We start from the raw sequence: 22,534 nt of genomic DNA, 5'->3' as shown, positions 1-22,534 counted from the left end.
CGTCGATTTGGGTAATGATTGCCATGTTATGATCCTTGTTGCGTCAAACACGCAGATTCTTTTGAAGTCGTGCCACGCCTTTTGAGGCGATTAAGCTGATGATAAAATACACAGCACCGGCAGATAAAATATAAAATTCCAATAAGCCCATCAATTCACCGCGCACATAAGCTGCACGGAACAAGTCAACCAAGCCGACTGCAAACACCAGCGTCGTATCTTGAAATAAGATGATCGACTGCTGAAGCACCAATGGCAGCATCTTGCGAAAGGCTTGCGGCAAGATGATCAAGCGCATGGTCTGCGGATAAGTCATGCCCAACGCTTTGGCAGCATTCACCTGACCTTTGCCGATCGACTGAATGCCAGCGCGAACGATCTCAGCAAAATACGCCGCCTCAAACATGATAAAGGCAATGGTACAGCTCATGAATTTGGCATCGACGGTCAGATAATTGCCCGTGACCATGGTGTACATCATCGGCACAGCAAAATAAAACCACAGCAGTACCAACAGTAGCGGCACTGAGCGAAAATAGTTGACATACAGTTTGGCAGGGATCGCCAAAATCGGCTTTCCAGATAAGCGCATCAGCGCAAGCAATGTCCCTAAGGCAAGGCCGCCGATCACTGCACAAATTAGCACTTTAAAGGTGATGCTAAGACCTGATAACAAAATCGGGGCAGCGGTTTGTAATTCATTAAGCATGCTGACCTCCATCGATTTGGCCTTTGATGCGCAGCTTTTTTTCAAGATAAGTCATGCCATAAATCAAAGTTAAATTAAAAATCAGATAAATGATCGTGGTATAAGTATAAATCTCAAAGCTGTTTTGAGTGTATTCACTGATGGTTTTGGTCTGGCTAATCAGTTCTGTGACACCGACCAATGAGGCGACAGAGGCGTTTTTAAAGCAGTTGGTCAGCTCAGAACTTAAGGGCGGTAAGATGGTACGAAAAGCTTGAGGTAGTATCACATAGCGATAGGCTTGAGCGGTGCTAAAACCCAAGGCAGCAGCGGCATTGGCTTGGCCTTTTGGCAGTGATTCGATGCCAGTGCGTACTTGCTCGATGATGCGTGCTGCGGTGAATAAGCCCAAACCTATGGCAGCTGAGATTGCAGCCGATGTGGTGGGATCAAGCGACTGATACCAAAAGGTGCGAAAGCCTTCGGTCAACAGATTTGGCATCACATAAAACCAGAAAAACAGCTGCACCAATAGCGGCACATTGCGAAAAAAATCGACATAAACTTTGGCGATCGTTTGTGCAGTTTTATTGGGCAGGGTGCGCATGATACCAAGCACGGTGCCAATGGCCATCGCCAAAATCCACGCGCTACCGCCGATGACGAGCAACCATTTAAACCCCGTCAATAGCCAATGCCAATACAGCTCATTGCCTATTCCTGTGGATTGCCAAAGGACGCTCCAATTCCATTGATAATTCAAGATATGCCCCTTAATTCAAACATGGCAAGCCAAGTCAACATCAAAGGATGCTGACTTGGGTAGATTTATCAAGTTACCTTGGCGGTTACTTGGCTTGGGTTGGTTGGTCGGTTGGCGTTGCCAACAGAGCTTTTAGGTTGTCAGACATGGCAAATTGCATGTTGACATTTTTTGGTGGGATAGGTTGGGTGAACCATTTGTCGTAGATGCTGTTGATCTCGCCTGAGGCATAGACGGCTTTGAGGGCATCATCAACCACAGCTTTAAATTCGGCATCGCCTTTGCGCATCATACAGCCATAGATTTCAAATGACTGTGGCTCACCAACGATGTGCCATTTGGCAGGATCTTTGGCTTTGGCTTTCTCGCCTGCCAGCAGTACATCATCCATCATGAAAGCTTGGGCGCGACCATTTTCAAGCATCAAGAAAGATTCGCCGTGATCTTTGGCTGAGATGATGTTGATGTTTAGCTTGTTGTCATCATTAAACTGGCGAATGTAGCGCTCTGATGTCGTACCAGCGGTGGTTACCAAGGTTTTGCCAGCCAAGTCATCAAAGCCATTGATGCCAGAGTCAGTAGCGGTCAATAGGCGCGTACCGATCTCAAAGAAACCCACAGAAAAGTCCACTTGCTGCGCGCGCTCTTCGTTGTTGGTGGTAGAGCCACACTCAAGATCAACCGTGCCATTTTGCACCAATGGGATGCGAGTTTGTGAGGTGACCAGATTATAGCGTACTTTTAGATCTGGCATTTGAAGCTTTTGTTTGACAGCTTCGACGACTTTAAGCTGTAGGTCGTGTGCATAGCCCACAGGCTGATTTGGGTTATCAGCGATATAAGAAAACGGAATAGAGGAATCACGATGCGCCAGCACGATGGTGCCTGACTGCTTGATTTTATCCAATGTGCCTTGTGTGCTGCCTGCTGCGGCGGCAGCATCTGCAGCGGCGGTTTGTTCTGCAGGCTTGTTACATGCGCTTAGGCCAACAGCGGCAACCATTGCCAAACCAAAAGATAACGGTTTTAATTGAAACATATGAAATCCTTTTTAAATAAACACAAAAATCGTCAAAACTGACACAGCCATCACGATCACCGCAATCCTGCTGCATTATTACAATAGTGTAAAATTTGCTAAAAAGCAAGCAATTTATTTAAAAAAGCATATACATATTTTAGTATCGGCTCTGACAAGCCATTGATTAAGTCATTAATTATCAACCTAGTCGATCCAAGTGTTAAGATTTATAACTCATCTGCCTATGTATGTGATTATTATTGATCAGTTGCAAATATTGATGAGTAGCAAAAAAGATAGAATATCAAGAGTGATTGATGACTTTTTTGATTGATGGCTTAAAGATGATGGATTGACAAACCCACCAAAGCGCATTGGATGTTATTTTGGGATAACTGCGGGAAATAAATTTACACAACTTTTACAAATTGTGCCATCATTTTTACTTAACCTGTTCGATATTTTGTGTTAGCATGAATTTAGATCAGCACAAAAGTGTTTCGCCAAGTGTTGAATCTATTGTTTTAAACACAGTTTTTTGACAGATTTTTAATAAGGATGATTGATATGAAAAAATTATTTGCAGGTGTGGCGCTGGCTTCTGTGGCTTTGGTGGGCTGCGCATCAAATCAACTGGATGACAAGCAAGTCGTCATGGTTGAAGGCCAAGCTCAAGAAGTGCAAGTACAAGCACTGCGCAGCTTTCAAGTGGAGATCGCACCACGCAAAGCCGTCTGCGAACTGACCAATACCGCTGGTGAAAAAGTGCAAGCCGAATGCCTGCAATATCGCCGTACTTTCGATCGTAACTTTAACACCCTAAGCGGTGGCATCGAAGGCTTTGAATATGAGCCAGGTTTCCGTTATGTACTTGATCTTAAACAAGATCGTCTGCTAAACGAAGAAACAGGCCAAGTCGTGCCAAAATGGTCTTTGAATAAAGTGATTTCAAAGACAGCTGAATAAGGTGACACAGCGGCTGAGTATCAATCAGCACTGACCAAAAAACCAAATTCCCCGTGAATTTGGTTTTTTTTGTTGCCTTAACACTGACTAAAGCCAGATCCAACATTGCTAAGCTCAATGCGATTGCTGGCTGCATTGGTGACATGTACCGCAAGTCCGCCTTTGGCAGTTTCTTTATATTTATCCATCATATCCATGCCCGTCGCTTTCATCGTGGCGATGGCCTTATCCAGTGATACATGATGACTGCCATCACCACGCAGTGCCAGACGGGCGGCGTTGATGGCTTTGATGGAGGCCATGGCATTGCGTTCGATGCACGGCACCTGCACCAGTCCTGCGATGGGATCACAGGTCAGACCAAGATTATGCTCAAGCCCGATTTCCGCGGCGTTTAGACACTGCGCGACACTGCCGCCAAGCACATGCGCAAGTCCTGCTGCTGCCATCGCACAGGCAGATCCGACCTCACCTTGACAGCCGACCTCTGCGCCTGAGATTGAGGCATTTTGTTTGATCAAAGCACCGACAGCGCCTGCCACCAATAAAAACTCGCGCACCCCTTGATAATTAAAGGAGGGAATAAATCCGCGATAATAATGCAGCACTGCAGGGATGATACCTGCTGCGCCATTGGTCGGTGCGGTGACGACTTTGCCGCCTGCAGCGTTTTCTTCATTGACAGCCAGTGCGTACAGATTCACCCAGTCCATCGCCAATAGGCCGCCATTACCCGAATAGCCATACTCTTTGGACAGCTGTTCGTATAATGCCTTGGCGCGGCGTTTGACATTCAGGCCACCAGGCAAGATGCCATCGACTTTGCAGCCTTGGGTGACACACGCCTGCATCGTATCCCAGACTTCATTCAAATAATCTTTGATCTCGGATTCTGATCTGAGTGTTTTTTCATTTTCAAGCATCAGTTCAGCGATGTTAAGGTTGTGCTTTTGGCACAGTTCGGCCAGTTGCTCGGCACTATTAAAATCATAGATAAACGCCTGTTTTTCATCATGATTTTCGCTTGATTCTAACTCATCACTGTCTTTGATAAAGCCGCCACCAATCGAAAAATAAGTGCGCGATATTGTCGAGCCATCGCCAAGTTTTGCCGTCAGGCGCATGCCGTTGGGATGCTGGGGCAGCGGCTGATCATCCCATAACAGATGCTGATCACCATCAAAAAACACTTCATGACGCCCGCCAAGGGTGAGTTTATGCTCTTGGTAAATGGGCTGTAGATACTCATCCGTGGCGGTGGTATCGATGCTGCGCGGCTCATGGCCCAAAAGCCCAAGCAAGATCGCGGTATCGGTAGCATGTCCTTTGCCAGTCGATGACAATGATCCATACAGCTCAATCGTGATCTCATCAACCTGTGTCAGTCGATCGCCCAGATCTGCCAAAAAGCGATTGGCGGCGACCATTGGGCCGACGGTGTGTGAACTGGATGGCCCAATGCCGATTTTAAATAATTCAAAGACACTGATCATGTTTCATCCTTTTTTATTATAATCTATTCAGGTTAAAGTTGGCTGCTATCACACCAGTTGATGATTATGAGCAGCTGCTATTGATGCCAGTTTTTGTGATGCACATTTTGCTGCCATCACCCAGATTGCCAATCCAAGCTTTGCCATTTTCAAAGATCAACGGGCGGGCAGGCTTATTGGGCGTGGCGCTATTTGGGTGAATGCCGTCTTTGTGAAATCGAAAAGGGATCACCAAGTCAGCTTTTTCATCAATAAAGCCCCAATAGTTGCCCTGACGCACAGCAGCCAAGCCCTCGGCATAGTCGCGCACTTCATCAAAGGCATACAGCACACGCAGATTGCCTTGGGCATCGACAAAGCCCCATTTGCCGTTTTGCTCGCGCTTAATCAGAGCTGTAGTCGGGGCGCTGCTTACCTGAGTGCTGGACTGCACAGTTGTGATGCGGCTGGTGGTTGTCGGCTGTGTGGGTGCGATGGTTTGGCTTGTGATGCGGGTTTGGTTAGGGCTGGCCGCTGTATTTGATACGCTTGAGCTGACCACTGGCGGATGGATGCGATTGCCTTGTTTGTCGATGTCGTAGCGCTGACCGCTTTGGGTGACGCTTGCCACGCCATTGACATAGTCGGTGATTTGGCTGACACTGCGATCAAAGGTGCGGATCAGGCGACCATTGCTGGCAAGCACCACAAAGCGACCATTGGCATACGCGATAAGCCGATCCTCTCGAACACCACGCGCCCAAATGCCAGATGGCATGCGATCATATTCAAAGCCGATGACCACTTTACCTTGTGCATTAATGTAGCCGACTTTGCCGTTTTTGAGTACTGGCATGATCCCTGCGGCAAACTGACTGGGCAGGGCGGCTTGATAGGCGAATAAATCAGCGGTTTTGTTGCCGCGAGCATCCAAGAGTGCCACAGGCTGTCCATTGTCCTTGGTGGCCAAAAACACACCGCTTTGGCTTGTGCAGGCGGTATTTTTAAAATGGCTTTTTGGTGGCGTGCAGGCATATGCGCTGCCAAGACTGGCTGCTAAAAGCGATGCTGCGATCAGGGTTTTGGTCATTGAAATTTTAATCATAAAGCTGTGCATATTAAGATTTAAGATACTAAGTATTCTATTTAATTGTCGATGGTCAGTGCCTGCATCTTTGGGCGGATCTGAAGTGACATTTTACCCATCAAAAGGTGATTTGTATAGATGCCATTGTGATTATTATCCATGAACTGCTCAATTAGCACATGGCATTCCATCATAAAAACATCATGCGTTGGAAAATCATACTTAAATCAGCTAAAAAATCAAAAAACATTTGCAAATGCGAACAGTTATTGTTATTATAATCATCAAATACAGAGAGTTGTTGTCTGTTTCTTTTTATATCAGATTTTGGGTGACACCCAACGGCCATGAAAAGGAGTGATCAGATGTATGTCTGTATCTGTCATGATGTCAAAGACACACAAATTAAAACCGCGCTCGCCGCTGGCGTCTGCTGCATGAAAGGACTGCAAGATACGCTATCTGTCGGCACATGCTGTGGCTGCTGTATCCCAATGGTGCAGGATTTGCTCGATGAGCATAACCAAAATGCCGTCGCCATCGATGTGATGGCAAGCTGATTGGCCCTGATAGGACGATCTTTTAGATACTGGTTGTGATATTTTAACCAACCATACATCAGATAGCATCATGCGATCGCTGTATATGCGTTTTTATGTTACCCGATTGTTGCTAACTTGTGATGATCGGGTTCGTTTTTGTCTACTGCCCAATGATTGATTTTTTGTATCGATAAGCATTATCAGTTTGAAAATAATCATCAAGTGTGAATAACTTGGATTTTGACTTAGTATTTTAAAAAATAGCTATAATTTTCAAATATTTATGAAATTATGCTGCATCGGTGCCATCGCTGATAAGCAATAATGACTACTGCTTGCAGTTGCGAGCGATTGTCAGAGTGCTAAGCGTTCGCAGTTCATAACTATTACAATCCATTGCTGGATTTTGGGCATAAATGTGCTACCATAATCCCTACAAATTTTTAACTTTTACACAGGAGCGAGTGATGAAATCCTCTCAAAAAGTCATTGATTATCTAAATTTCCTATTGGGCGGCGAACTGGGTGCGCGTGATCAGTATTTCATTCACTCTCAAATGTATGCTGAATGGCATCTGGGCAAGCTGTATGATCGCATCCATCACGAGATGGACGATGAGACCTTGCACGCTCAGCTGATTATTTCTCGCATTTTGATGCTTGGCGGCACGCCAAATATGCAAGTATCTGCCATCAACATCGGTACTGATGTACCAAGTATGCTAAAAAGCGATCTTGAACTTGAATACAGTGTGCAAGAGCATCTTAAAGAGGGCATCGCGCTGTGTGAAGCTGAGCGTGACTATGTGACTCGCGATATGTTGGTGCGTCAGCTAGAAGACACCGAGCAAGACCACGCACATTGGCTAGAGCAGCAACTGCGTCTGATCGAGTTGATGGGTCTTGAAAACTACCTACAAAGCATGGCAGGTGAGCCATCTCAAGCCAACGCAGCTCACTGATAAGGAGATGATATGAAAGGTAATAAAGAAGTCATCCGCGCGCTCAATGCAGCACTAGGACAGTCACTAATCGCCATCAACCAGTATTTCTTGCATGCGCGCATCGTCAAAAACTGGGGCATCGGTGAGCTAAACGAAGCTTTTTATAAGCAATCGATCCAAGAGATGAAATGGTCAGATCAGCTGATCGAACGCATTTTATTGCTTGAGGGTCTGCCAAATTTGCAAGAATATGGCAAGATTTTGATCGGTGAAGATGTCGCTGAGATTTTAAGCTGCGATCTAAAGCTTGAAAATCGCAAGCACGATCTTTTGGTGGAGGCCATCAATACTTGTGAAACCAACCGCGATTATGTCTCACGCGAGCTACTGGTCGCTCTAAAAGATGGCAACGAAGAGCATATCGATTGGCTAGATACCCAAAACGAGCTGATCGCATCGATGGGTATCCAAAACTACATTCAGCTTAAAGCCCAAGAAGATTGAGCATCTACTGATCCTGAATGAATAAAGCAGCCGAATATGGCTGCTTTTTTTGGCTCGATGATCATCAATACATGAAGCGCATCGATTAGAATTGATAATTAAAACCAACGCGCGTTCTGCTTTCGATGTCATCACTGGTCATCGGGCTGTTCTTTTGGGTGTCAGATAGCCATTCGATGTTTTGGTTAATAAACACGCTGATGCGTGGTGTGGCTTGATAATTGACGGTGGCAGAGACAAATGGCGACCAGCTGGATTCGGCTTGATAAGCTGCCACGCCTGAGCGGATGGATTCAGCATCACTGACGCCATAATAATAGTTATTATAATCTTCACTGCGCCAAGTCGCACCGAAGCTTGGGTAAATGGTCCAATCATCCTTGGTGAATTTACTGACATGTGCCAGTGACAGCGTTTGGCCACCATGCTTATCCAATAAGTCAGTAGTGGCTTTGGCGCGCAGACCACCGATCGGGCTAAGGTACATGTAGCTGATATGCGCCAGCGTCGAGGATTTGCGCTCATTGAGCTGTGCTAAGCTGCCATGCGCATCTTCAGGATCGAAGTTGCGACCATCATAGCTGATACCTGCACGCAGATGATGGCGATTGTCTTTATAAGGATAAATGCCTGCCTCCGCGCCCTCGATGTACACGCGGTTATTGTCATAAAAAGCTTGTGGCAGCACAAAGGTCTGTGCATCAGCATCATAAGCAGAAGACAGATGCGTCACGCTCATTCCTGCGCTGAATTTGGCGTCTGGATCGATCGGCAGGCTGTCAGCATGGGCAATGATGCTCATAGCAGCTGCGCTGATGATGGCGAAATGAAAGGCAGATTTCATATTAATCCTTAATGCAGATTTAATTTTGAGAAGATATTGGTTGATTGATGCTTACTATACGACGCTTTGGGCGCTGGGTCAAGCGACACATCAGCTCATAGCCGATGGTGCCAGCGCAACTCGCGACCTCATCAATGCTGGGTGATGCGCCCCACAGCACCACAGGCGCACCGATATTGATCTCAAGCCTATCAACATCAATCATTAGCATATCCATCGCCACACGACCGATGATCTCACGCTGATGCACTTTGCCGTGCGCATCGGTGATACTGACCTTGGCAGATGAGACCACTCGTGGATAGCCGTCACCATAGCCGATGGCTACGACGGCGATCTGATGGGCTTTTGTCGCCATCCACAGAGCGCTGTAGCCGACGCAATCTTGATCAGCAAGTGTGTGCAGTGCCATCACTTGTGAAGACAGTGTCATGGCGGGCTTTAGACCCAGTTCATGCGCGCTTTGATCGGCCACAGGCTTTGAGCCATATAAGGCGATGCCTGCGCGCACCCAGTCGTGCTGTTGATCAGCAAAATTGATGATACCTGCTGAATTGCATAAGCTGGCTAGGGTCTGCGGTGCAAATTGACGAATGGCATTGAGCATCTGATTAAACTTTAGAATTTGTCGAGCATTCATCGGATGTGACTGCTCATCGGCACAGGCAAAATGACTGGTCAATATCAGCCGATAGCCTGCATCATTCAGCTGTCGCGCCGCCTCGATGATGGCGTCATCACCAAAGCCTAGCCGACTCATGCCAGTATTATATTTTAGCCATATGGTGCGCCCAAAGGCATCATCATCGGGCGTTAATGATAGCGCCCAATTCAGCTGCTCGATTTGATGAATCACACAGCCAAAGTCATGCGCCAGCGCTGTTTGCCATTCTGTTTGACTAAACACGCCCTCGATCAGCACCACAGGCTTTTGATTACCTAAGGCTTTGATGGCCAGAGCCTCGCTCATGCACGCCACACCGAAGCCATCTGCAGCCATCAAAGCAGGTAGAGCCGCCTTGATGCCGTGGCCATAGGCATCGGCCTTGACCATTGCAAGGACTTTGGTGGTAGGCTTTAAGTGTTGTTTGATGACTTGCAAATTATGTGCCAAGGCATGTTGATCGATGGTGATGGTTGTGTTTCGCATGTGCTTTGTCTATTTTGATAAAACTATAAAAAACTCAATCGGCTGGGCTGATGGCCTGATACACAGATGCTGGGCATTGGCTGCATATCATTCATCCATATCATAATCTTCAGGCACATCGCCTGGCACCAGATCTTCAAATCGTACATATTCGCCCAAGAATTTGAGTGGGACTTTGCCTCGCTCGCCCTGACGGTTCTTGCCGATGATCAGCTCTGCTAAGTGCTTGATGTCGTCTTTATCTGGATAATAATAATGATGGCGATAGACAAATAAGATCAAGTCGGCATCCTGTTCGATCTGACCTGATTCACGAATGTCGGAGATCAGTGGGCGCTTATTTGGGCGTTCTTCGACTTTACGGTTCAGCTGTGACAGCGCCACCACAGGGCAGTTTAATTCACGCGCCAAAGCTTTCAAGCTGCGCGAGATCTCGCCCATTTCATTGACTTTATTATCGCCCATCCCTGGCACGCGCATCAGCTGCATGTAGTCGATGAGTACGAAGCCTAGCCCATCTGGATGGTTTTTGGCGATGCGGCGACATGTGGCGCGCACCTCCGATGGGCTTAGATCTGAGCGATCGTCGATATACAGATGCTTATCTTGGAGCAAAGTCACGCCATTCATAAACCGACCCCACTCATCTTCATTCATATCCGCTGACATGATGCGCCGCATGTCGATACTGCCCCATGCTGCCAACATACGCATGGCGATGGACTCAGCTGGCATTTCCATCGAGAAAATCACCACCGACTTGTTGGACATCAAAGCCGACTGAGCAAAATTCAGCGCCAGCGCCGTCTTACCCATTGCAGGGCGCGCTGCTAGGATAATCAGGTTGCCATTTTGAAAACCCAGCGTTTTATTATTTAGGCCGATAAATCCTGTATCCAGACCGACCAAGCCCTCTGGACGCAAGCGAATCTCATCGAGTTGAGTGACGACATTGGCCAGTACATCATCGATCCGCTGCGGCCCTGTTTTGCTGGTGCCGCGCGCAAAGCTCTCACCGATGCGAAAAATATCCGATTCGATGGTGTCTAAAATCTCAGTGACGCTTTGTTTTTTGGGATGATAAGCCAGATTGAGCATGTGGTTTGCCGAAGAAATCAGCTGCCGATAGACAGACATTTCTCGGACTTTTTCAGCATAATTGATCAGATTAAAAAAATTGGCCGTGCTTTGGTTGATGGCGATCAAATATTCCTCACCGCCAGCAGCGGTCAACTGCCCAACACGGCTAAGATAATCATGCACCATGATGCTGTCATAAGGCTCATTGACACGCGCCAAATGACTAATGGCCTCAAAAATCCGCTTATGCCGCTCACCATAAAAATCCTCAGCGCTGATCAGATGCTCAATGTTGGCAAATGAGTCGTTAATACTCATCAATGATGCCAATAAAGAGCGCTCCATCTCGATATTATGGGGCGGCTGTAGGGTCAATAAGCTGTCGGGTTTTTCGGTGTGATTACTCATAAAAACTAACTGGCGTGGATGGCTAAAAAAGTACTTATCTGGCGATGGCCAAATAAGTAAATGGGTAAAATTTGATTGGTAAAGCTTGGCAAAAATGCTAGAATTATTCTTTATTCATCCGCCAAATTGTACCACAAAACCACCCCTAAAGGATACGCCAAAATGACAGCATTTTTCGCAAAGTCTGCCAAAGCCGCACCACATCAAGCTTGCGATCAACTGCCATATCTGATCACCACGGGCGAGCCTGCTGGTATCGGCATGGATATTGTCATTGATGTGCTGTGCCATCATCGCGACCAGCTGCCTGCGTCGCTGCTGATTTTGGCCGATTGCTTTGCTTTTGATGAGCGCGTTGCCATGCTAAAGGCAATTAACGCCCATCAGATGGCTGATTATGCAGTGATTGATGATTTGCCTGATGATATTGATAATATTGATAATCAATTTATCAAAAATAAACTGTCTAGCATAGCACACTCTGTCATTATTTTGCATATACCTTGCACTGACAAAGTCGTCGCAGGTCAACTATCTGCGCGTAATGCCCCTATGGTCGAGCGGCAGCTGCATCTGGCGCATGTTTTGGCATCAACAAAACAAGTAGCTGCCATCATCACCGCACCCTTGCAAAAATCTGTGATGATTGATGGTGGTGTGCAGTTGGATAATGGTGATTTGTTCAGTGGGCATACCGAGTATTTTATGCATAAGGCAGGCTGTGATAAGGTGGTGATGATGCTGGCCAATCGTGTCATGAAAGTGGCACTGGTCACGACACATCTACCGCTACGCGCTGTAGCTGATGCCATCACGGCTGATGAAGTGGCAAGTACGGTCGTCATCACGCATCATGCACTGACGCATCAGTTTGGCATCCCAAATCCCAAAATCTTAGTCTGCGGACTCAATCCACACGCAGGCGAGAGTGGTCATTTGGGTGATGAAGAAATTCACATCATCAATCCTGTCCTACAGAACTACCGTGATGACGGTATGGATATCTCGCTTGCCATGCCCGCCGATACGCTGTTTACTCGCCATCACCTATCACATTGTGATGTGGTGATTGCCATGTATCATGATCAAGGCTTGGCACCGCTCAAATCACATGGCTTTGGCGATACGGTGAATATCACGCTTGGACTACCCTATGTGCGTACATCGGTGGATCATGGCACGGCACTTGATTTGGCAGGGACAGGGCAGGCGAGTAGCTCAAGCTTGCTACAGGCGATTGCTTATGCGCTGATGATGAGTTGATGTCAAATCAGCTGTGTGGCATGGTCAGTCCATACCACAGCTGAATCTAAAGTCACAAGCCAAAGAACTAAAAAGTGTGGGACATAAGCATACGCATGACCAACAGATATCCGATACTTTGCCACCAAAAAATCCCCAAAAACCCATCAAATCATGGTATGATAAACGGTTAATTTTGCGATTAGATAAGTTAGAATTTATGCACATTATTCCAAAATCCCCACAGCAAGCCAAGCACGCACCCCGCAAGCGTTTTGGGCAAAATTTCTTGCACGACACCAATGTCATTGCCCAAATTGTCACATCGATTCGCCTTGATAAAGCGGATAATCTGCTTGAGATTGGGCCAGGCTTGGGTGCACTGACCGAGCCACTACTTGCAGAAGTTGATGGGATGACGGTAATTGAGCTTGACCGAGATTTGGCAGCTCAGCTGAAGATTAATATCGGTGCCAATAGCCATCCTGATTTTACCATCATCAATGACAACGCCATGCACATCGATTATCGTGCCTTGGCTGAGCAAGTGGGCAAGGGTGCGTTTCGTGTGGTGGGAAATTTGCCTTATAATATCTCGACGCCGATTTTGTTTCGCTTGCTTGAGTTTAGTGATGTCATCAAAGATATGCACTTTATGCTCCAAAAAGAAGTCGTTGATCGCATCACCGCCGAACCAAACACCAAAGAATACGGCAGATTGTCAGTGATTATGCAGTATTATTGCCAATCAGAGTATCTGCTCACGGTGCCAAAAGGGGCGTTCAATCCACCGCCCAAGGTGACCAGTGCGGTGTTTCGTCTGATTCCTTATGCCATCAAGCCGATTACTGCTCATGATGAGAAAGTCTTTGAGTTGGTTGTGCGTGAAGCGTTTAATCATCGTCGTAAGACTTTGCGCGCGATTTTTAAGGCAAATGCATTATTGCCGACTTTGGATGAAGCGGATTTTGAAGCAGTGGGCATCAACCCACAGGCTCGCCCTGAGACCTTGAGTGTATCAGAATTTGTTTCGTTAGCGGATTTGATTGTCAATAAAAAGCGTAATGCATGATACATTTGATTTGAAAACTGGTTATAATTATTTAGCTGTATGAAAAAATATAAAACCAAAAACTATCGTCATGAGTATGTGATCGGTGATTTGCAAGGCTGTTTTGGCGCGTTCAATCAGCTGCTTGATGTGCTGGATTTTGATGAAACCCAAGATAAGATTTGGCTGGCTGGCGACATCGTGGCACGCGGCGAAGATTCTTTATCCACCTTGCGTGAAGTCAAACGATTGTCCGACATTGGTGCGTTAACTACCGTACTTGGCAATCATGATATCACCTTGATCGCTACTTGGCGAGGGGTGATGAATCCCAAGCCAAAAGATAAAACGGCAGCGATTTTTGAAGCACCTGATTGTGATGAATTGCTTAACTGGCTACGCAAACAGCCGCTACTGGTGTATCCCGATCATCGCACAGTACTGACCCATGCAGGCATCCCACCAAATTGGAGCATCAAAGAAGCCAAAGGCTACGCCAAAGAACTAGAAAAACAGCTTGGCGGCAGTCTAAAACAGCTCGATCGCCTACTGCCCAATCTATACAGCAAAAAATCGGATGAATGGTCGGATAAGCTCAATGGCTATAAGCGAATGCGTGCGATCGCCAACTACTTTACTCGGATGCGTCTGTGTACGGCAACAGGCTTGCTTGAGTTTTCGTTCAAAGAGACGCTTGATGATGAGATGCCATTGGACTTTCGGCCATGGTTTGAGTGGTTTGTGGTGCGTGAACGGCGGATTCTTTTTGGGCATTGGGCAGCGCTCAAGGCACAAGTCGCCACTAAAAATGTCCGTGCGCTCGATGGTGGCTGCGTGTGGGGTGGTAAGCTTGTGGCATATCGGCTGGCAGATGGTGTGGTGATCGCGATCTGATCTGGTCAAGTCACATGATGGCTTGCAACTACCATAAAATTTGCATTATAATCCATCAATGTTGTGGCAGCATCCATCGAAACACTGCAGCAAATTTGATATTTTTCTTTATAACACTGATTTTTAACAACACTAAGGATGAGTTATGACTGTAATTGCAATGAAAGATCTGGATTTGGCAGGCAAGCGCGTGTTGATTCGTGAAGATCTGAATGTGCCGATCAAAGATGGTGTCATCACCAGTGATGTGCGCCTACAAGCAGCACTGCCGACTCTTAAAGATGCGCTGGCACAAGGTGCTGCTGTGCTTGTAGCGTCGCATTTGGGTCGTCCTAGCGAGGGTGAATTTGATGAAAAATATTCACTGGCACCTGTAGCGGCCTATTTGGATGAGCATTTGGATGCACCTGTACGCTTTGAAAAAGAGTATCTAAATGGCGTCGAAGTAGCGCCTGGTGAGCTTGTTTTACTTGAAAATGTTCGCTTTAATGTTGGCGAAAAGAAAAATTCTGATAAGCTTTCTGAACAATATGCCAATCTGTGCGATGTATTTGTGATGGATGCCTTTGGTACCGCTCACCGCGCCCAAGCATCCACCGAAGGGGTGATCCGCGCTGCTGCAGCCCAAGGCAAAGCAGTGTGTTCGGGCAATCTATTGACCGATGAGCTGACCGCTCTGTCTCGTGCGCTTAACAATCCTGCAGCGCCAGTTGTGGCGATCGTTGGTGGCTCAAAAGTCTCCACCAAGCTCGATGTATTATTAAGTCTGGCTGATAAATGCGATAGCATCGTCGTCGGTGGCGGTATTGCCAATACTTTTTTAGCAGCCACAGGCGTAAATGTTGGCTCTTCATTGCATGAGCCTGATTTGATCGACACCGCCAAAGAAATTATGGCCAAAACTCAGATTTTACTGCCGTCAGAAGTGGTGGTTGCTGACAAATCTCAAATTGATTTTGATGACTTTTTAGGTTCGCTTGCCAAGGCGGACGCGGTGGTCAAATCGGTCGATGACATCGCTGATAATGAGATGATTTTGGATATCTCAAAAGACAGCGCTCAAAAAATCGCAGAACACATCAAAGCGGCCGCTACCATCCTATGGAACGGTCCTGTGGGTGTGTTTGAGGTGGATCAATTTGGCACAGGCACTCAGATTTTGTCACAAGCGGTGAAAGACAGCGCAGGTTTTAGTATCGCAGGTGGCGGTGATACATTGGCAGCGATTGACAAATATCAAGTGGCTGATGATGTCAGCTATCTATCAACTGGCGGTGGTGCCTTCCTTGAGTTTGTTGAGGGCAAGACACTGCCAGCCATCGCCGCGCTTGAGGCTGCCGCAAAATAAGTTTTTTTGATGGCTTGGGCGGGTGATTTATCTGTGGTTAGCAAGCTTAAGCCATCTTGCAACATGGCTTTTAATAAGATTAAGGCTTTGTTACTTTTTGTTGCATTTTTCGATTATCTCTTGTCAAACGGCCTTTAGATGGCTAAACTAAAGGCATTAGGTCGATAAGTATATCGAGAAATTTCTTAGGCACATCATAAGAGAGAATAACAGATGAAAAAGATTCTTCCAGCCGTTGTTTTTGCTGCCATGCTTGCCGCTTGCAGTCAGCAAACTCAAGATTCTGCCAGTCAAACTGTCGAATCTGCAGCAGCCGACACCAAGGCTAACACCGAGCAAGTCGCTCGTGAAGCTGAAGCCGCTGCACAAGCAGGCAGCAATGCAGTTGAAAATGCCGCTGAAACCGCGTCAGAGGCTGCCAAGAGCATCGGTGCTGCGGTAACCGAAGCTGCGGGCAATGACAATTCAGCCGAAGCGCGCGCCCCAGAAGATCAGCAATACTGATCAATAAGCTGCTTAGAAGCCGACACTGTGTCGGCTTTTTTATTATTTTGGGGTGTGTAAAATCGGCATTTATGGTATAATCATGCTTATTTATACCATCACTCATCAAATGGAGAAATTACATGGCACTGGTATCACTGCGCCAATTACTTGACCATGCTGGCGAACACGCTTATGGCTTGCCTGCTTTTAATGTCAATAACTTAGAACAGATGCGCGCCATCATGATGGCAGCGGACAAGACGGATTCACCTGTGATCGTACAGGCATCAGCAGGCGCTCGCAAATATGCTGGCGCACCATTTTTGCGTCATCTAATCCTATCAGCCATTGAAGAGTGGCCACACATCCCTGTGGTGATGCACCAAGATCATGGCACAAGCCCAGCAGTTTGCCAGCGCTCAATTCAGCTTGGCTTTAGCTCGGTGATGATGGATGGCTCGCTCAAAGAAGACGGCAAAACCCCAGCGGATTATGACTACAATGTTCGCGTGACTCGTGAAGTCGTCAAGATGGCACATGCGTGCGGCGTGTCTGTCGAAGGTGAAATCGGCTGTCTAGGTAGCCTAGAAACTGGTATGGCAGGCGAAGAAGATGGCGTGGGTGCTGAAGGCGTCCTTGACCACAGCCAGCTATTGACTTCGGTCGAAGAAGCTCGCCAATTCGTTGCTGACACCAATGTTGATGCTTTGGCCATCGCAGTAGGTACATCACATGGTGCGTACAAATTCACTCGTCCACCGACAGGTGATATCCTAGCGATCGACCGCATCAAAGAAATCCACGAAGCACTGCCAAATACCCACCTAGTCATGCACGGCTCAAGCTCAGTACCACAAGAATGGCTAAAAATCATCAACGAAAATGGCGGTAACATCGGTGAGACCTACGGTGTGCCAGTTGAGCAGCTTGTCGATGCCATCAAGCATGGTGTACGCAAGATCAACATTGATACCGATTTGCGTCTGGCATCAACCGGTGCGATTCGTAAATTCATGACCGAGCATCCTGCTGAATTTGACCCACGCAAATACTTGGCAGCATCAATGAAAGCGATGGAAGAGATCTGTGTGGCTCGTTATGAGGCATTTGGTGCGGCAGGCAATGCCAGCAAGATTCGCCCGATTAGCCTAGAGAAAATGGTAGAATATTACCAATGATTGGTATGATTACAGGGCAGGTGCAGTCATTGAATGCACCTGTCGCCTGCGTGATGACAGCTGGCGGTGTGGGCTATGAGATTGAGCTGCCCATACCGTCATTTTGTCAGCTGGCATTGGGCAATACCGTGACCATTCATACACATTTGGTGGTACGCGAAGATGCGCACAGCTTATTTGGCTTTATTGATAAACCAGATCGGGATGTGTTTCGCAAACTCATTAAAATTAACGGTGTTGGTGCTAAGATGGCGGCGGCGATGCTATCGACATTGACTGCAGCTGAGATCAAGCGCGCTGTGGATCAGGACAATGATGTGGCCTTGGTGCGCGTGCCTGGAATTGGCAAAAAGACTGCCCAACGCATCATTTTGGACTTAAAAGGCAAATTGCAAGAGTTTGGCAGCGATGAGATGATCGGTGTTGATGGGTTATTTGTAGAAGATGGCTTTGATAACAGCATGCAGATGATCGCTGAAGTTGAGAGTGCTTTGATTCATTTGGGCTATAAAGAAAAAGAAGCCCAAGCCGCCATCAAAGCTACACAGTCAGATCAGATCACAAACACATCCGATCTGCTCAAGGCGGCACTGCGCCAACTATCTGGATTTTAATCAACTACTTGCATTATTCATGCCTCAGGCGAACAGCTTGGGGCATGAATTTATTTTGCTATGATAGATAAAACGATGACTCTGATAAAGTCTTAAATAAAATTTGGTTATTCATTGATCGACAGCATCGATAACAGCGCTTGCATGCTGGCTGAACGAGTCAGATTGGGATTGGTCACCAAACCCAAATGGCGCTGCAGTTCGATGTTTTCAGCCATATCAATCTTAATCAAATCCTGATTAATCAAAGTCTCTGGCAGCACTGACCACCCAAGACCAACTGACACGAGCATACGGATCGACTCCAGCGGATTGGTGCTCATCGTTGCATATGGGCGCAGATTGTGCTTGGCAAACTCCGCCAGCGTGATCTGACTGGTAAAGGTATTGGCAGCGGGTAAGATGGCAGGGTAATGAGCCAGCTGCAAAAGGCTAACCTTGGATTTTTGGGCAAGTGAGCTTAGCGTACCTGTCACAAAATACAGCGGATCACTCCACAAGGTGTGATAATTTAGTCTGCGGTCAAAGGTAGGCGGCAGGGTCAAAAAAGCCAATGAAATTTCACCCTCCAGTACCGCCTTATGCGCCTCTTCAGAATCGACAAAACGCACCTCAAGCTGTACAGCAGGATAGGTCTGAATAAAGCGTCTGAGCACGGGCGCTAAGTGATGCAGTCCGATATGATGACTTGTCCCGATAACCAGTCGTCCCGATGCCACTTCTTTGGCATGCTGAAGACTGGCTTTGCACGCCTCATAGTCATCGAGCCATCGACGCACAAAGGGTAGCAGCTCATGCGCAGAAGCTGTTGGGATGATACTGCGACCGACGGTGTCAAACAGTACTGTACCAAACTCATCTTCAAGGTTTTTGATGCGTTTGCTGACAGCAGGCTGTGTGATGTACAATTTCTCGGCAGCACCCGAGATACTGCCTGTTTGCATGACTGCCACAAAAGTGGCCAAGTTGGTCGTATTCATCGCGTCCGTCCGATATGATGATGGTGGGCATGATGCGCATATTGCATCAAGGTTGTGATAGCTTAATGTATTCCAAAAAGTTTTTCAACCTAAATTTTTAGGAATGCATAATTTACCCATATTGAAACATCATTCGTTATAAAACTCATTGGCCTTATACAGCAGCATCAACAGCGCAGAATAACAAAAGATACTGATCAAGCATAGCACCAAGAAAGTCAAGCTGCTTTGATCAGCGACGGCATGCGCAAAAGGATTGTAGATCGAGCCTTCTCCCCAGAACATCCAATTAATCAAGATCTGGCACAAAAATCCTACCACACACAAAATGGTAATCACTCTTTCGCTTCGGATGCCTGTGCGGCGCACGATGAACAGCCCAATGACCAAAATCAATAAAAACATTGCAATAGAAATGCCATAAATCGCCATACAAACACTCCGTGATAAAGATCTTTGAGATCTTAGGTTAAATCAATTATAACAGCGACTATATATAGTCTTGTGTCGCTATCAGTTTAACTGTATTAAAGTCAATGCCAAAAAAGCTTGGCATTATTTTCAACTTTAATTATGCATCATAATGTAATACAATTTTACATATTGTACAATATCTGGTTACTCGGTTTTCTAAAGTTTGATCGAGATTGGGCTTATTATTCCAATAAGTTATCAATTTTATAAAAAATATAAATTATTATTATGAATTTATTTTTGCTATAATTACACATATCTATTAAACTATGGCTAATCGAACAGAGCGATGCTTTACCACGCACCATCATGAACGGACGATTGGGAAGTGCTTTTGTTTTATGGTATAATGATTATGCCAAATTAGTATAGATTGTTTAATAATTTTAAATTTACCCAACCATTTAGGAGTATAAAATGGCAGGCAAAACTTTATATGATAAACTTTGGGACGACCATTTGGTGGCAAGCCGTGATGATGGCTCAAGTTTGATTTACATTGACCGTCAATTATTACACGAAGTCACCTCACCACAAGCATTTGAAGGCTTGGAGCTTGCAGGTCGCAAGCCTTGGCGTTTATCGGCAAATATTGCCACGCCTGATCACAATGTACCAACATCTGCCAAAGAGCGCAGCGAGGGTGTGAGCGGCATCAAAGACGAAACTTCACGCATTCAAGTACAAACTTTGGACGAAAATTGCCAAAAATTCAACATCACCGAATTTACCATTAATGATGTGCGTCAAGGCATCGTCCATGTGGTCGGGCCAGAACAAGGCTTGACCTTACCAGGCATGACCGTTGTCTGTGGTGATAGCCATACTGCAACGCATGGTGCATTTGGTTGTCTTGCTCATGGTATTGGTACCAGCGAAGTTGAGCATGTCTTGGCGACACAATGCCTAGTCCAAAAGAAAATGAAAAATATGCTGGTGCGTGTGGACGGCAAACTTGGGCCTGGCGTTACCCCTAAAGATGTGGTACTTGCCATCATCGGTAAAATTGGTACAGCAGGCGGAACAGGACACGCCATTGAATTTGGCGGACAAGTATTCCGTGATATGTCTATCGAAGGACGCATGACCGTTTGTAATATGGCAATCGAAGGCGGAGCAAGAGTTGGCTTAGTTGCTGTTGATGAAAAAACCATTGAATATGTTAAGGGTCGTCCGTATGCCCCAACTGGTGCAGACTGGGACAAAGCCGTAGCATATTGGAACACCTTACATTCAGATGATGATGCTCATTTTGATACCGTGATTGTGATGAATGGTGAAGACATTGAACCACAAGTCTCATGGGGAACATCACCTGAAATGGTCATTCCAGTAACGCAAAATGTACCAACTCTTGAGCAAGCAAAAGACGATGTACAAAAAAATGACTGGACGCGTGCTTATCAATATATGGGTTTAACAGCAGGACAATCCCTTGCTGATATTGCCCTTGACCGAGTATTTATTGGCTCTTGCACCAATTCACGCATTGAAGATATCCGTGCAGCGGCTGAAGTGGTTAAAGGACGTAAAGTTGCTGATACCATTAAACAAGCGATGGTTGTTCCAGGGTCTGGTTTGGTTAAAAAACAAGCAGAAGAAGAAGGATTAGATAAAATCTTTATCGATGCAGGTTTTGAATGGCGTGAACCGGGGTGCTCAATGTGCCTTGCGATGAATGCTGATAAATTGCAAGCAGGCGAACATTGTGCCAGTACCAGCAACCGTAACTTTGAAGGTCGTCAAGGTAATGGCGGTCGTACACATTTAGTGAGTCCAGCAATGGCAGCAGCAGCAGCGATTGCAGGGCATTTTGTAGATGTGCGGACATTCTAAAGGTTTTTAAGATAAGAGCAAGTGATGATTGCTTATACAGAAGTTGTAAAAATAATCCAGCTTGACCCTATTGCTATGGCTGATGATGAAGAATGGCTATTTAGAATTGAGATTTTAAAACATTCTCAAAAAGGTTATTTTGCACAACTTTGGCGACAAGATAGCTATGATATTAAACCAACTTTTGCTATCAAGCCTGATTGGATTGCAAGTGAAACGCTATTTGTCCAAGAAAACTACCGTCTTGAGATGTCGCATAAACCACATTATTTTGTTGATGTTGAAAGTTGTCTATCTGCCATTTTAACTGAACTGACAAAAGAGTTTGATTTATCACAATAGGAGATAAAAATGCCAATTTCTGTTGTTGAGCAATATTATCAAATGATTGAGCATTTGGATAAGGCTGATAAAATCATTTTGGCTGAGAAAATTATGAATTCAGTCAAGCAAGAATCAAAGCCTTTGAATGATTTATCTAATTTAACACCTCATCCAAATGCAGTTAATGGCGATTCTGATGATTTGGTAAATATCAGTTGGGAAAAGGAGTTAAATCTTGATTTCCCGACATAATATTTATTTAGATACACATACTGTCATCTGGCTTTATCTTATGGAGATGGATAGATTTTCGGATAAAGTGATTGACTTGCTGAAAAATAACTATTTATTTGTCTCTCCAATGGTAAAACTGGAGTTGCAATATCTTTATGAGATAAAAAGACTTAATGATTCGCCTGAGATGATTTTACAATCATTGAAGCAAAGTATTAACTTGAGTATTTGCCAAAAATCATGGCTAGATGTTGTAAACACGGCATTGACTTGTGATTTTACTCGTGATGCTTTTGACCGTTTGATTGTTGCTCATGCCATGCTTGATAATAGCATTTTGATTAGTAAAGATAGTAATTTAACTAAACACTATCAACAGTGTGTTTGGTAAAATCTAAAAGGAA

25 protein-coding genes are annotated in these 22,534 nt (G+C 45.8%); 15 read left to right on the top strand and 10 right to left on the bottom strand.

Features of this window, described 5'->3' with window-relative positions:
* Positions 1 to 43: 43 nt before the first annotated feature.
* The 3 genes from AZ602_RS00485 to AZ602_RS00475 all read right to left on the bottom strand — a co-directional run bounded on the left by AZ602_RS00485 (position 44) and on the right by AZ602_RS00475 (position 2,490).
* Positions 44 to 709, bottom strand: coding sequence for an ABC transporter permease subunit (locus AZ602_RS00485; RefSeq protein ID WP_369803833.1), 666 nt, complete (start codon positions 707 to 709; stop codon positions 44 to 46).
* Positions 702 to 1,451 (bottom strand): amino acid ABC transporter permease, encoded by a 750-nt coding sequence (locus AZ602_RS00480; RefSeq protein WP_103033217.1) that lies wholly within the window; start codon positions 1,449 to 1,451, stop codon positions 702 to 704. The genes AZ602_RS00485 and AZ602_RS00480 overlap by 8 nt, the downstream gene beginning before the upstream one ends.
* A gap of 85 nt (positions 1,452 to 1,536) precedes the next feature.
* On the bottom strand, positions 1,537 to 2,490 hold the full coding sequence (locus AZ602_RS00475; RefSeq protein WP_103033216.1) for a glutamate/aspartate ABC transporter substrate-binding protein: 954 nt from the start codon (positions 2,488 to 2,490) through the stop codon (positions 1,537 to 1,539).
* A gap of 549 nt (positions 2,491 to 3,039) precedes the next feature.
* Here AZ602_RS00475 and AZ602_RS00470 point away from each other — a divergent pair.
* The gene (locus AZ602_RS00470; protein ID WP_103033215.1) at positions 3,040 to 3,438 is read left to right on the top strand and encodes a DUF4377 domain-containing protein; all 399 of its coding nucleotides are present in this window, start codon (positions 3,040 to 3,042) and stop codon (positions 3,436 to 3,438) included.
* Between the two features lie 77 nt (positions 3,439 to 3,515).
* Here the strand turns inward: AZ602_RS00470 and AZ602_RS00465 are convergent, their stop codons facing one another.
* Together AZ602_RS00465 and AZ602_RS00460 are read right to left on the bottom strand one after the other, a co-directional pair.
* The gene (locus AZ602_RS00465) at positions 3,516 to 4,931 is read right to left on the bottom strand and encodes an L-serine ammonia-lyase (protein WP_103033214.1); all 1,416 of its coding nucleotides are present in this window, start codon (positions 4,929 to 4,931) and stop codon (positions 3,516 to 3,518) included.
* Positions 4,932 to 4,995: 64 nt separating this feature from the next.
* The gene (locus AZ602_RS00460; RefSeq protein ID WP_158245097.1) at positions 4,996 to 6,015 is read right to left on the bottom strand and encodes a WG repeat-containing protein; all 1,020 of its coding nucleotides are present in this window, start codon (positions 6,013 to 6,015) and stop codon (positions 4,996 to 4,998) included.
* Between the two features lie 329 nt (positions 6,016 to 6,344).
* Here AZ602_RS00460 and AZ602_RS00455 point away from each other — a divergent pair, with 329 nt between their 5' ends.
* From AZ602_RS00455 to bfr (AZ602_RS00445), 3 genes are all read left to right on the top strand, one after another.
* Positions 6,345 to 6,557 carry a bacterioferritin-associated ferredoxin gene (locus tag AZ602_RS00455; protein WP_369803831.1) on the top strand — a complete coding sequence of 71 codons (213 nt, stop codon included), beginning with the start codon at positions 6,345 to 6,347 and terminating at the stop codon, positions 6,555 to 6,557.
* A gap of 449 nt (positions 6,558 to 7,006) precedes the next feature.
* Positions 7,007 to 7,501, top strand: a complete 495-nt coding sequence (gene bfr, locus AZ602_RS00450) for a bacterioferritin (RefSeq protein WP_078317084.1) — start codon at positions 7,007 to 7,009, stop codon at positions 7,499 to 7,501.
* A 12-nt stretch (positions 7,502 to 7,513) separates the two neighbouring features.
* Entirely contained in the window at positions 7,514 to 7,987 is a 474-nt protein-coding gene (bfr, locus tag AZ602_RS00445; RefSeq protein ID WP_103033211.1) for a bacterioferritin, read from the top strand.
* An 85-nt stretch (positions 7,988 to 8,072) separates the two neighbouring features.
* Here bfr (AZ602_RS00445) and AZ602_RS00440 read toward each other — a convergent pair whose 3' ends face one another.
* The 3 genes from AZ602_RS00440 to dnaB all read right to left on the bottom strand — a co-directional run bounded on the left by AZ602_RS00440 (position 8,073) and on the right by dnaB (position 11,469).
* Positions 8,073 to 8,831, bottom strand: a complete 759-nt coding sequence (locus tag AZ602_RS00440) for a MipA/OmpV family protein (RefSeq protein WP_227525119.1) — start codon at positions 8,829 to 8,831, stop codon at positions 8,073 to 8,075.
* 19 nt (positions 8,832 to 8,850) lie between these two features.
* Positions 8,851 to 9,981, bottom strand: a complete 1,131-nt coding sequence (alr, locus tag AZ602_RS00435) for an alanine racemase (RefSeq protein WP_103033209.1) — start codon at positions 9,979 to 9,981, stop codon at positions 8,851 to 8,853.
* A gap of 87 nt (positions 9,982 to 10,068) precedes the next feature.
* Positions 10,069 to 11,469, bottom strand: a complete 1,401-nt coding sequence (dnaB, locus tag AZ602_RS00430) for a replicative DNA helicase (protein ID WP_078317088.1) — start codon at positions 11,467 to 11,469, stop codon at positions 10,069 to 10,071.
* A 162-nt stretch (positions 11,470 to 11,631) separates the two neighbouring features.
* Here dnaB and pdxA point away from each other — a divergent pair, with 162 nt between their 5' ends.
* The 7 genes from pdxA to ruvA all read left to right on the top strand — a co-directional run bounded on the left by pdxA (position 11,632) and on the right by ruvA (position 18,282).
* A complete protein-coding gene (gene pdxA, locus AZ602_RS00425) occupies positions 11,632 to 12,732 on the top strand; it encodes a 4-hydroxythreonine-4-phosphate dehydrogenase PdxA (RefSeq protein ID WP_103033208.1) in 1,101 nt (366 codons plus the stop codon).
* 199 nt (positions 12,733 to 12,931) lie between these two features.
* Positions 12,932 to 13,783 carry a 16S rRNA (adenine(1518)-N(6)/adenine(1519)-N(6))-dimethyltransferase RsmA gene (rsmA, locus tag AZ602_RS00420; RefSeq protein WP_103033519.1) on the top strand — a complete coding sequence of 284 codons (852 nt, stop codon included), beginning with the start codon at positions 12,932 to 12,934 and terminating at the stop codon, positions 13,781 to 13,783.
* 39 nt (positions 13,784 to 13,822) lie between these two features.
* Positions 13,823 to 14,656: a symmetrical bis(5'-nucleosyl)-tetraphosphatase gene (locus tag AZ602_RS00415; protein ID WP_103033207.1), complete on the top strand. Its 834-nt coding sequence runs from the start codon at positions 13,823 to 13,825 to the stop codon at positions 14,654 to 14,656.
* Positions 14,657 to 14,801: 145 nt separating this feature from the next.
* Entirely contained in the window at positions 14,802 to 16,004 is a 1,203-nt protein-coding gene (locus tag AZ602_RS00410; RefSeq protein ID WP_103033206.1) for a phosphoglycerate kinase, read from the top strand.
* Positions 16,005 to 16,217: 213 nt separating this feature from the next.
* The gene (locus AZ602_RS00405; protein ID WP_078317093.1) at positions 16,218 to 16,508 is read left to right on the top strand and encodes an entericidin; all 291 of its coding nucleotides are present in this window, start codon (positions 16,218 to 16,220) and stop codon (positions 16,506 to 16,508) included.
* A gap of 122 nt (positions 16,509 to 16,630) precedes the next feature.
* The gene (gene fba, locus AZ602_RS00400) at positions 16,631 to 17,668 is read left to right on the top strand and encodes a class II fructose-bisphosphate aldolase (RefSeq protein ID WP_103033205.1); all 1,038 of its coding nucleotides are present in this window, start codon (positions 16,631 to 16,633) and stop codon (positions 17,666 to 17,668) included.
* Positions 17,665 to 18,282: a Holliday junction branch migration protein RuvA gene (gene ruvA / locus AZ602_RS00395; RefSeq protein ID WP_078317095.1), complete on the top strand. Its 618-nt coding sequence runs from the start codon at positions 17,665 to 17,667 to the stop codon at positions 18,280 to 18,282. Before fba ends, ruvA begins: the two co-directional genes overlap by 4 nt.
* Positions 18,283 to 18,389: 107 nt before the next feature.
* On the opposite strand, the gene AZ602_RS00390 is transcribed toward ruvA, so the two are convergent.
* Both AZ602_RS00390 and AZ602_RS00385 read right to left on the bottom strand, forming a co-directional pair.
* The gene (locus tag AZ602_RS00390) at positions 18,390 to 19,262 is read right to left on the bottom strand and encodes a LysR family transcriptional regulator (protein ID WP_103033204.1); all 873 of its coding nucleotides are present in this window, start codon (positions 19,260 to 19,262) and stop codon (positions 18,390 to 18,392) included.
* Positions 19,263 to 19,391: 129 nt separating this feature from the next.
* The gene (locus AZ602_RS00385; protein WP_103033203.1) at positions 19,392 to 19,694 is read right to left on the bottom strand and encodes a hypothetical protein; all 303 of its coding nucleotides are present in this window, start codon (positions 19,692 to 19,694) and stop codon (positions 19,392 to 19,394) included.
* Positions 19,695 to 20,153: 459 nt separating this feature from the next.
* Between AZ602_RS00385 and leuC the strand changes: the two genes are divergently transcribed.
* From leuC to AZ602_RS00365, 4 genes are read left to right on the top strand one after another with little or no spacing between them, the layout of a single operon-like run.
* Positions 20,154 to 21,572, top strand: coding sequence for a 3-isopropylmalate dehydratase large subunit (gene leuC / locus AZ602_RS00380; RefSeq protein WP_103033202.1), 1,419 nt, complete (start codon positions 20,154 to 20,156; stop codon positions 21,570 to 21,572).
* 24 nt (positions 21,573 to 21,596) lie between these two features.
* Positions 21,597 to 21,914 (top strand): hypothetical protein, encoded by a 318-nt coding sequence (locus AZ602_RS00375; protein WP_103033201.1) that lies wholly within the window; start codon positions 21,597 to 21,599, stop codon positions 21,912 to 21,914.
* A 9-nt stretch (positions 21,915 to 21,923) separates the two neighbouring features.
* A complete protein-coding gene (locus tag AZ602_RS00370; protein ID WP_103033200.1) occupies positions 21,924 to 22,148 on the top strand; it encodes a hypothetical protein in 225 nt (74 codons plus the stop codon).
* Positions 22,132 to 22,521, top strand: a complete 390-nt coding sequence (locus AZ602_RS00365) for a type II toxin-antitoxin system VapC family toxin (RefSeq protein WP_199174056.1) — start codon at positions 22,132 to 22,134, stop codon at positions 22,519 to 22,521. Before AZ602_RS00370 ends, AZ602_RS00365 begins: the two co-directional genes overlap by 17 nt.
* Positions 22,522 to 22,534 lie beyond the last annotated feature (13 nt).

The sequence above is a fragment of the Moraxella sp. RCAD0137 genome, from assembly GCF_002894025.1.
GTDB classification, from domain to species: domain Bacteria; phylum Pseudomonadota; class Gammaproteobacteria; order Pseudomonadales; family Moraxellaceae; genus Moraxella; species Moraxella porci.
The sequence above is the reverse complement of the archived record's forward strand: the minus strand, read 5'-3'. Positions and strand labels throughout refer to the sequence as shown.

What these genes read in the sequence shown, in the direction of transcription:
- AZ602_RS00485 (WP_369803833.1), bottom strand. Translation starts at nt 709, where the DNA reads ATGCTTAATGAATTACAAACCGCTGCCCCGATTTTGTTATCAGGTCTT.
- AZ602_RS00475 (WP_103033216.1), bottom strand. Translation starts at nt 2,490, where the DNA reads ATGTTTCAATTAAAACCGTTATCTTTTGGTTTGGCAATGGTTGCCGCT.
- AZ602_RS00470 (WP_103033215.1), top strand. Translation starts at nt 3,040, where the DNA reads ATGAAAAAATTATTTGCAGGTGTGGCGCTGGCTTCTGTGGCTTTGGTG.
- AZ602_RS00465 (WP_103033214.1), bottom strand. Translation starts at nt 4,931, where the DNA reads ATGATCAGTGTCTTTGAATTATTTAAAATCGGCATTGGGCCATCCAGT.
- AZ602_RS00460 (WP_158245097.1), bottom strand. Translation starts at nt 6,015, where the DNA reads ATGATTAAAATTTCAATGACCAAAACCCTGATCGCAGCATCGCTTTTA.
- AZ602_RS00455 (WP_369803831.1), top strand. Translation starts at nt 6,345, where the DNA reads ATGAAAAGGAGTGATCAGATGTATGTCTGTATCTGTCATGATGTCAAA.
- bfr (WP_078317084.1), top strand. Translation starts at nt 7,007, where the DNA reads ATGAAATCCTCTCAAAAAGTCATTGATTATCTAAATTTCCTATTGGGC.
- bfr (WP_103033211.1), top strand. Translation starts at nt 7,514, where the DNA reads ATGAAAGGTAATAAAGAAGTCATCCGCGCGCTCAATGCAGCACTAGGA.
- AZ602_RS00440 (WP_227525119.1), bottom strand. Translation starts at nt 8,831, where the DNA reads ATGAAATCTGCCTTTCATTTCGCCATCATCAGCGCAGCTGCTATGAGC.
- alr (WP_103033209.1), bottom strand. Translation starts at nt 9,981, where the DNA reads ATGCGAAACACAACCATCACCATCGATCAACATGCCTTGGCACATAAT.
- dnaB (WP_078317088.1), bottom strand. Translation starts at nt 11,469, where the DNA reads ATGAGTAATCACACCGAAAAACCCGACAGCTTATTGACCCTACAGCCG.
- pdxA (WP_103033208.1), top strand. Translation starts at nt 11,632, where the DNA reads ATGACAGCATTTTTCGCAAAGTCTGCCAAAGCCGCACCACATCAAGCT.
- rsmA (WP_103033519.1), top strand. Translation starts at nt 12,932, where the DNA reads ATGCACATTATTCCAAAATCCCCACAGCAAGCCAAGCACGCACCCCGC.
- AZ602_RS00415 (WP_103033207.1), top strand. Translation starts at nt 13,823, where the DNA reads ATGAAAAAATATAAAACCAAAAACTATCGTCATGAGTATGTGATCGGT.
- AZ602_RS00410 (WP_103033206.1), top strand. Translation starts at nt 14,802, where the DNA reads ATGACTGTAATTGCAATGAAAGATCTGGATTTGGCAGGCAAGCGCGTG.
- AZ602_RS00405 (WP_078317093.1), top strand. Translation starts at nt 16,218, where the DNA reads ATGAAAAAGATTCTTCCAGCCGTTGTTTTTGCTGCCATGCTTGCCGCT.
- fba (WP_103033205.1), top strand. Translation starts at nt 16,631, where the DNA reads ATGGCACTGGTATCACTGCGCCAATTACTTGACCATGCTGGCGAACAC.
- ruvA (WP_078317095.1), top strand. Translation starts at nt 17,665, where the DNA reads ATGATTGGTATGATTACAGGGCAGGTGCAGTCATTGAATGCACCTGTC.
- AZ602_RS00390 (WP_103033204.1), bottom strand. Translation starts at nt 19,262, where the DNA reads ATGAATACGACCAACTTGGCCACTTTTGTGGCAGTCATGCAAACAGGC.
- AZ602_RS00385 (WP_103033203.1), bottom strand. Translation starts at nt 19,694, where the DNA reads ATGGCGATTTATGGCATTTCTATTGCAATGTTTTTATTGATTTTGGTC.
- leuC (WP_103033202.1), top strand. Translation starts at nt 20,154, where the DNA reads ATGGCAGGCAAAACTTTATATGATAAACTTTGGGACGACCATTTGGTG.
- AZ602_RS00375 (WP_103033201.1), top strand. Translation starts at nt 21,597, where the DNA reads ATGATTGCTTATACAGAAGTTGTAAAAATAATCCAGCTTGACCCTATT.
- AZ602_RS00370 (WP_103033200.1), top strand. Translation starts at nt 21,924, where the DNA reads ATGCCAATTTCTGTTGTTGAGCAATATTATCAAATGATTGAGCATTTG.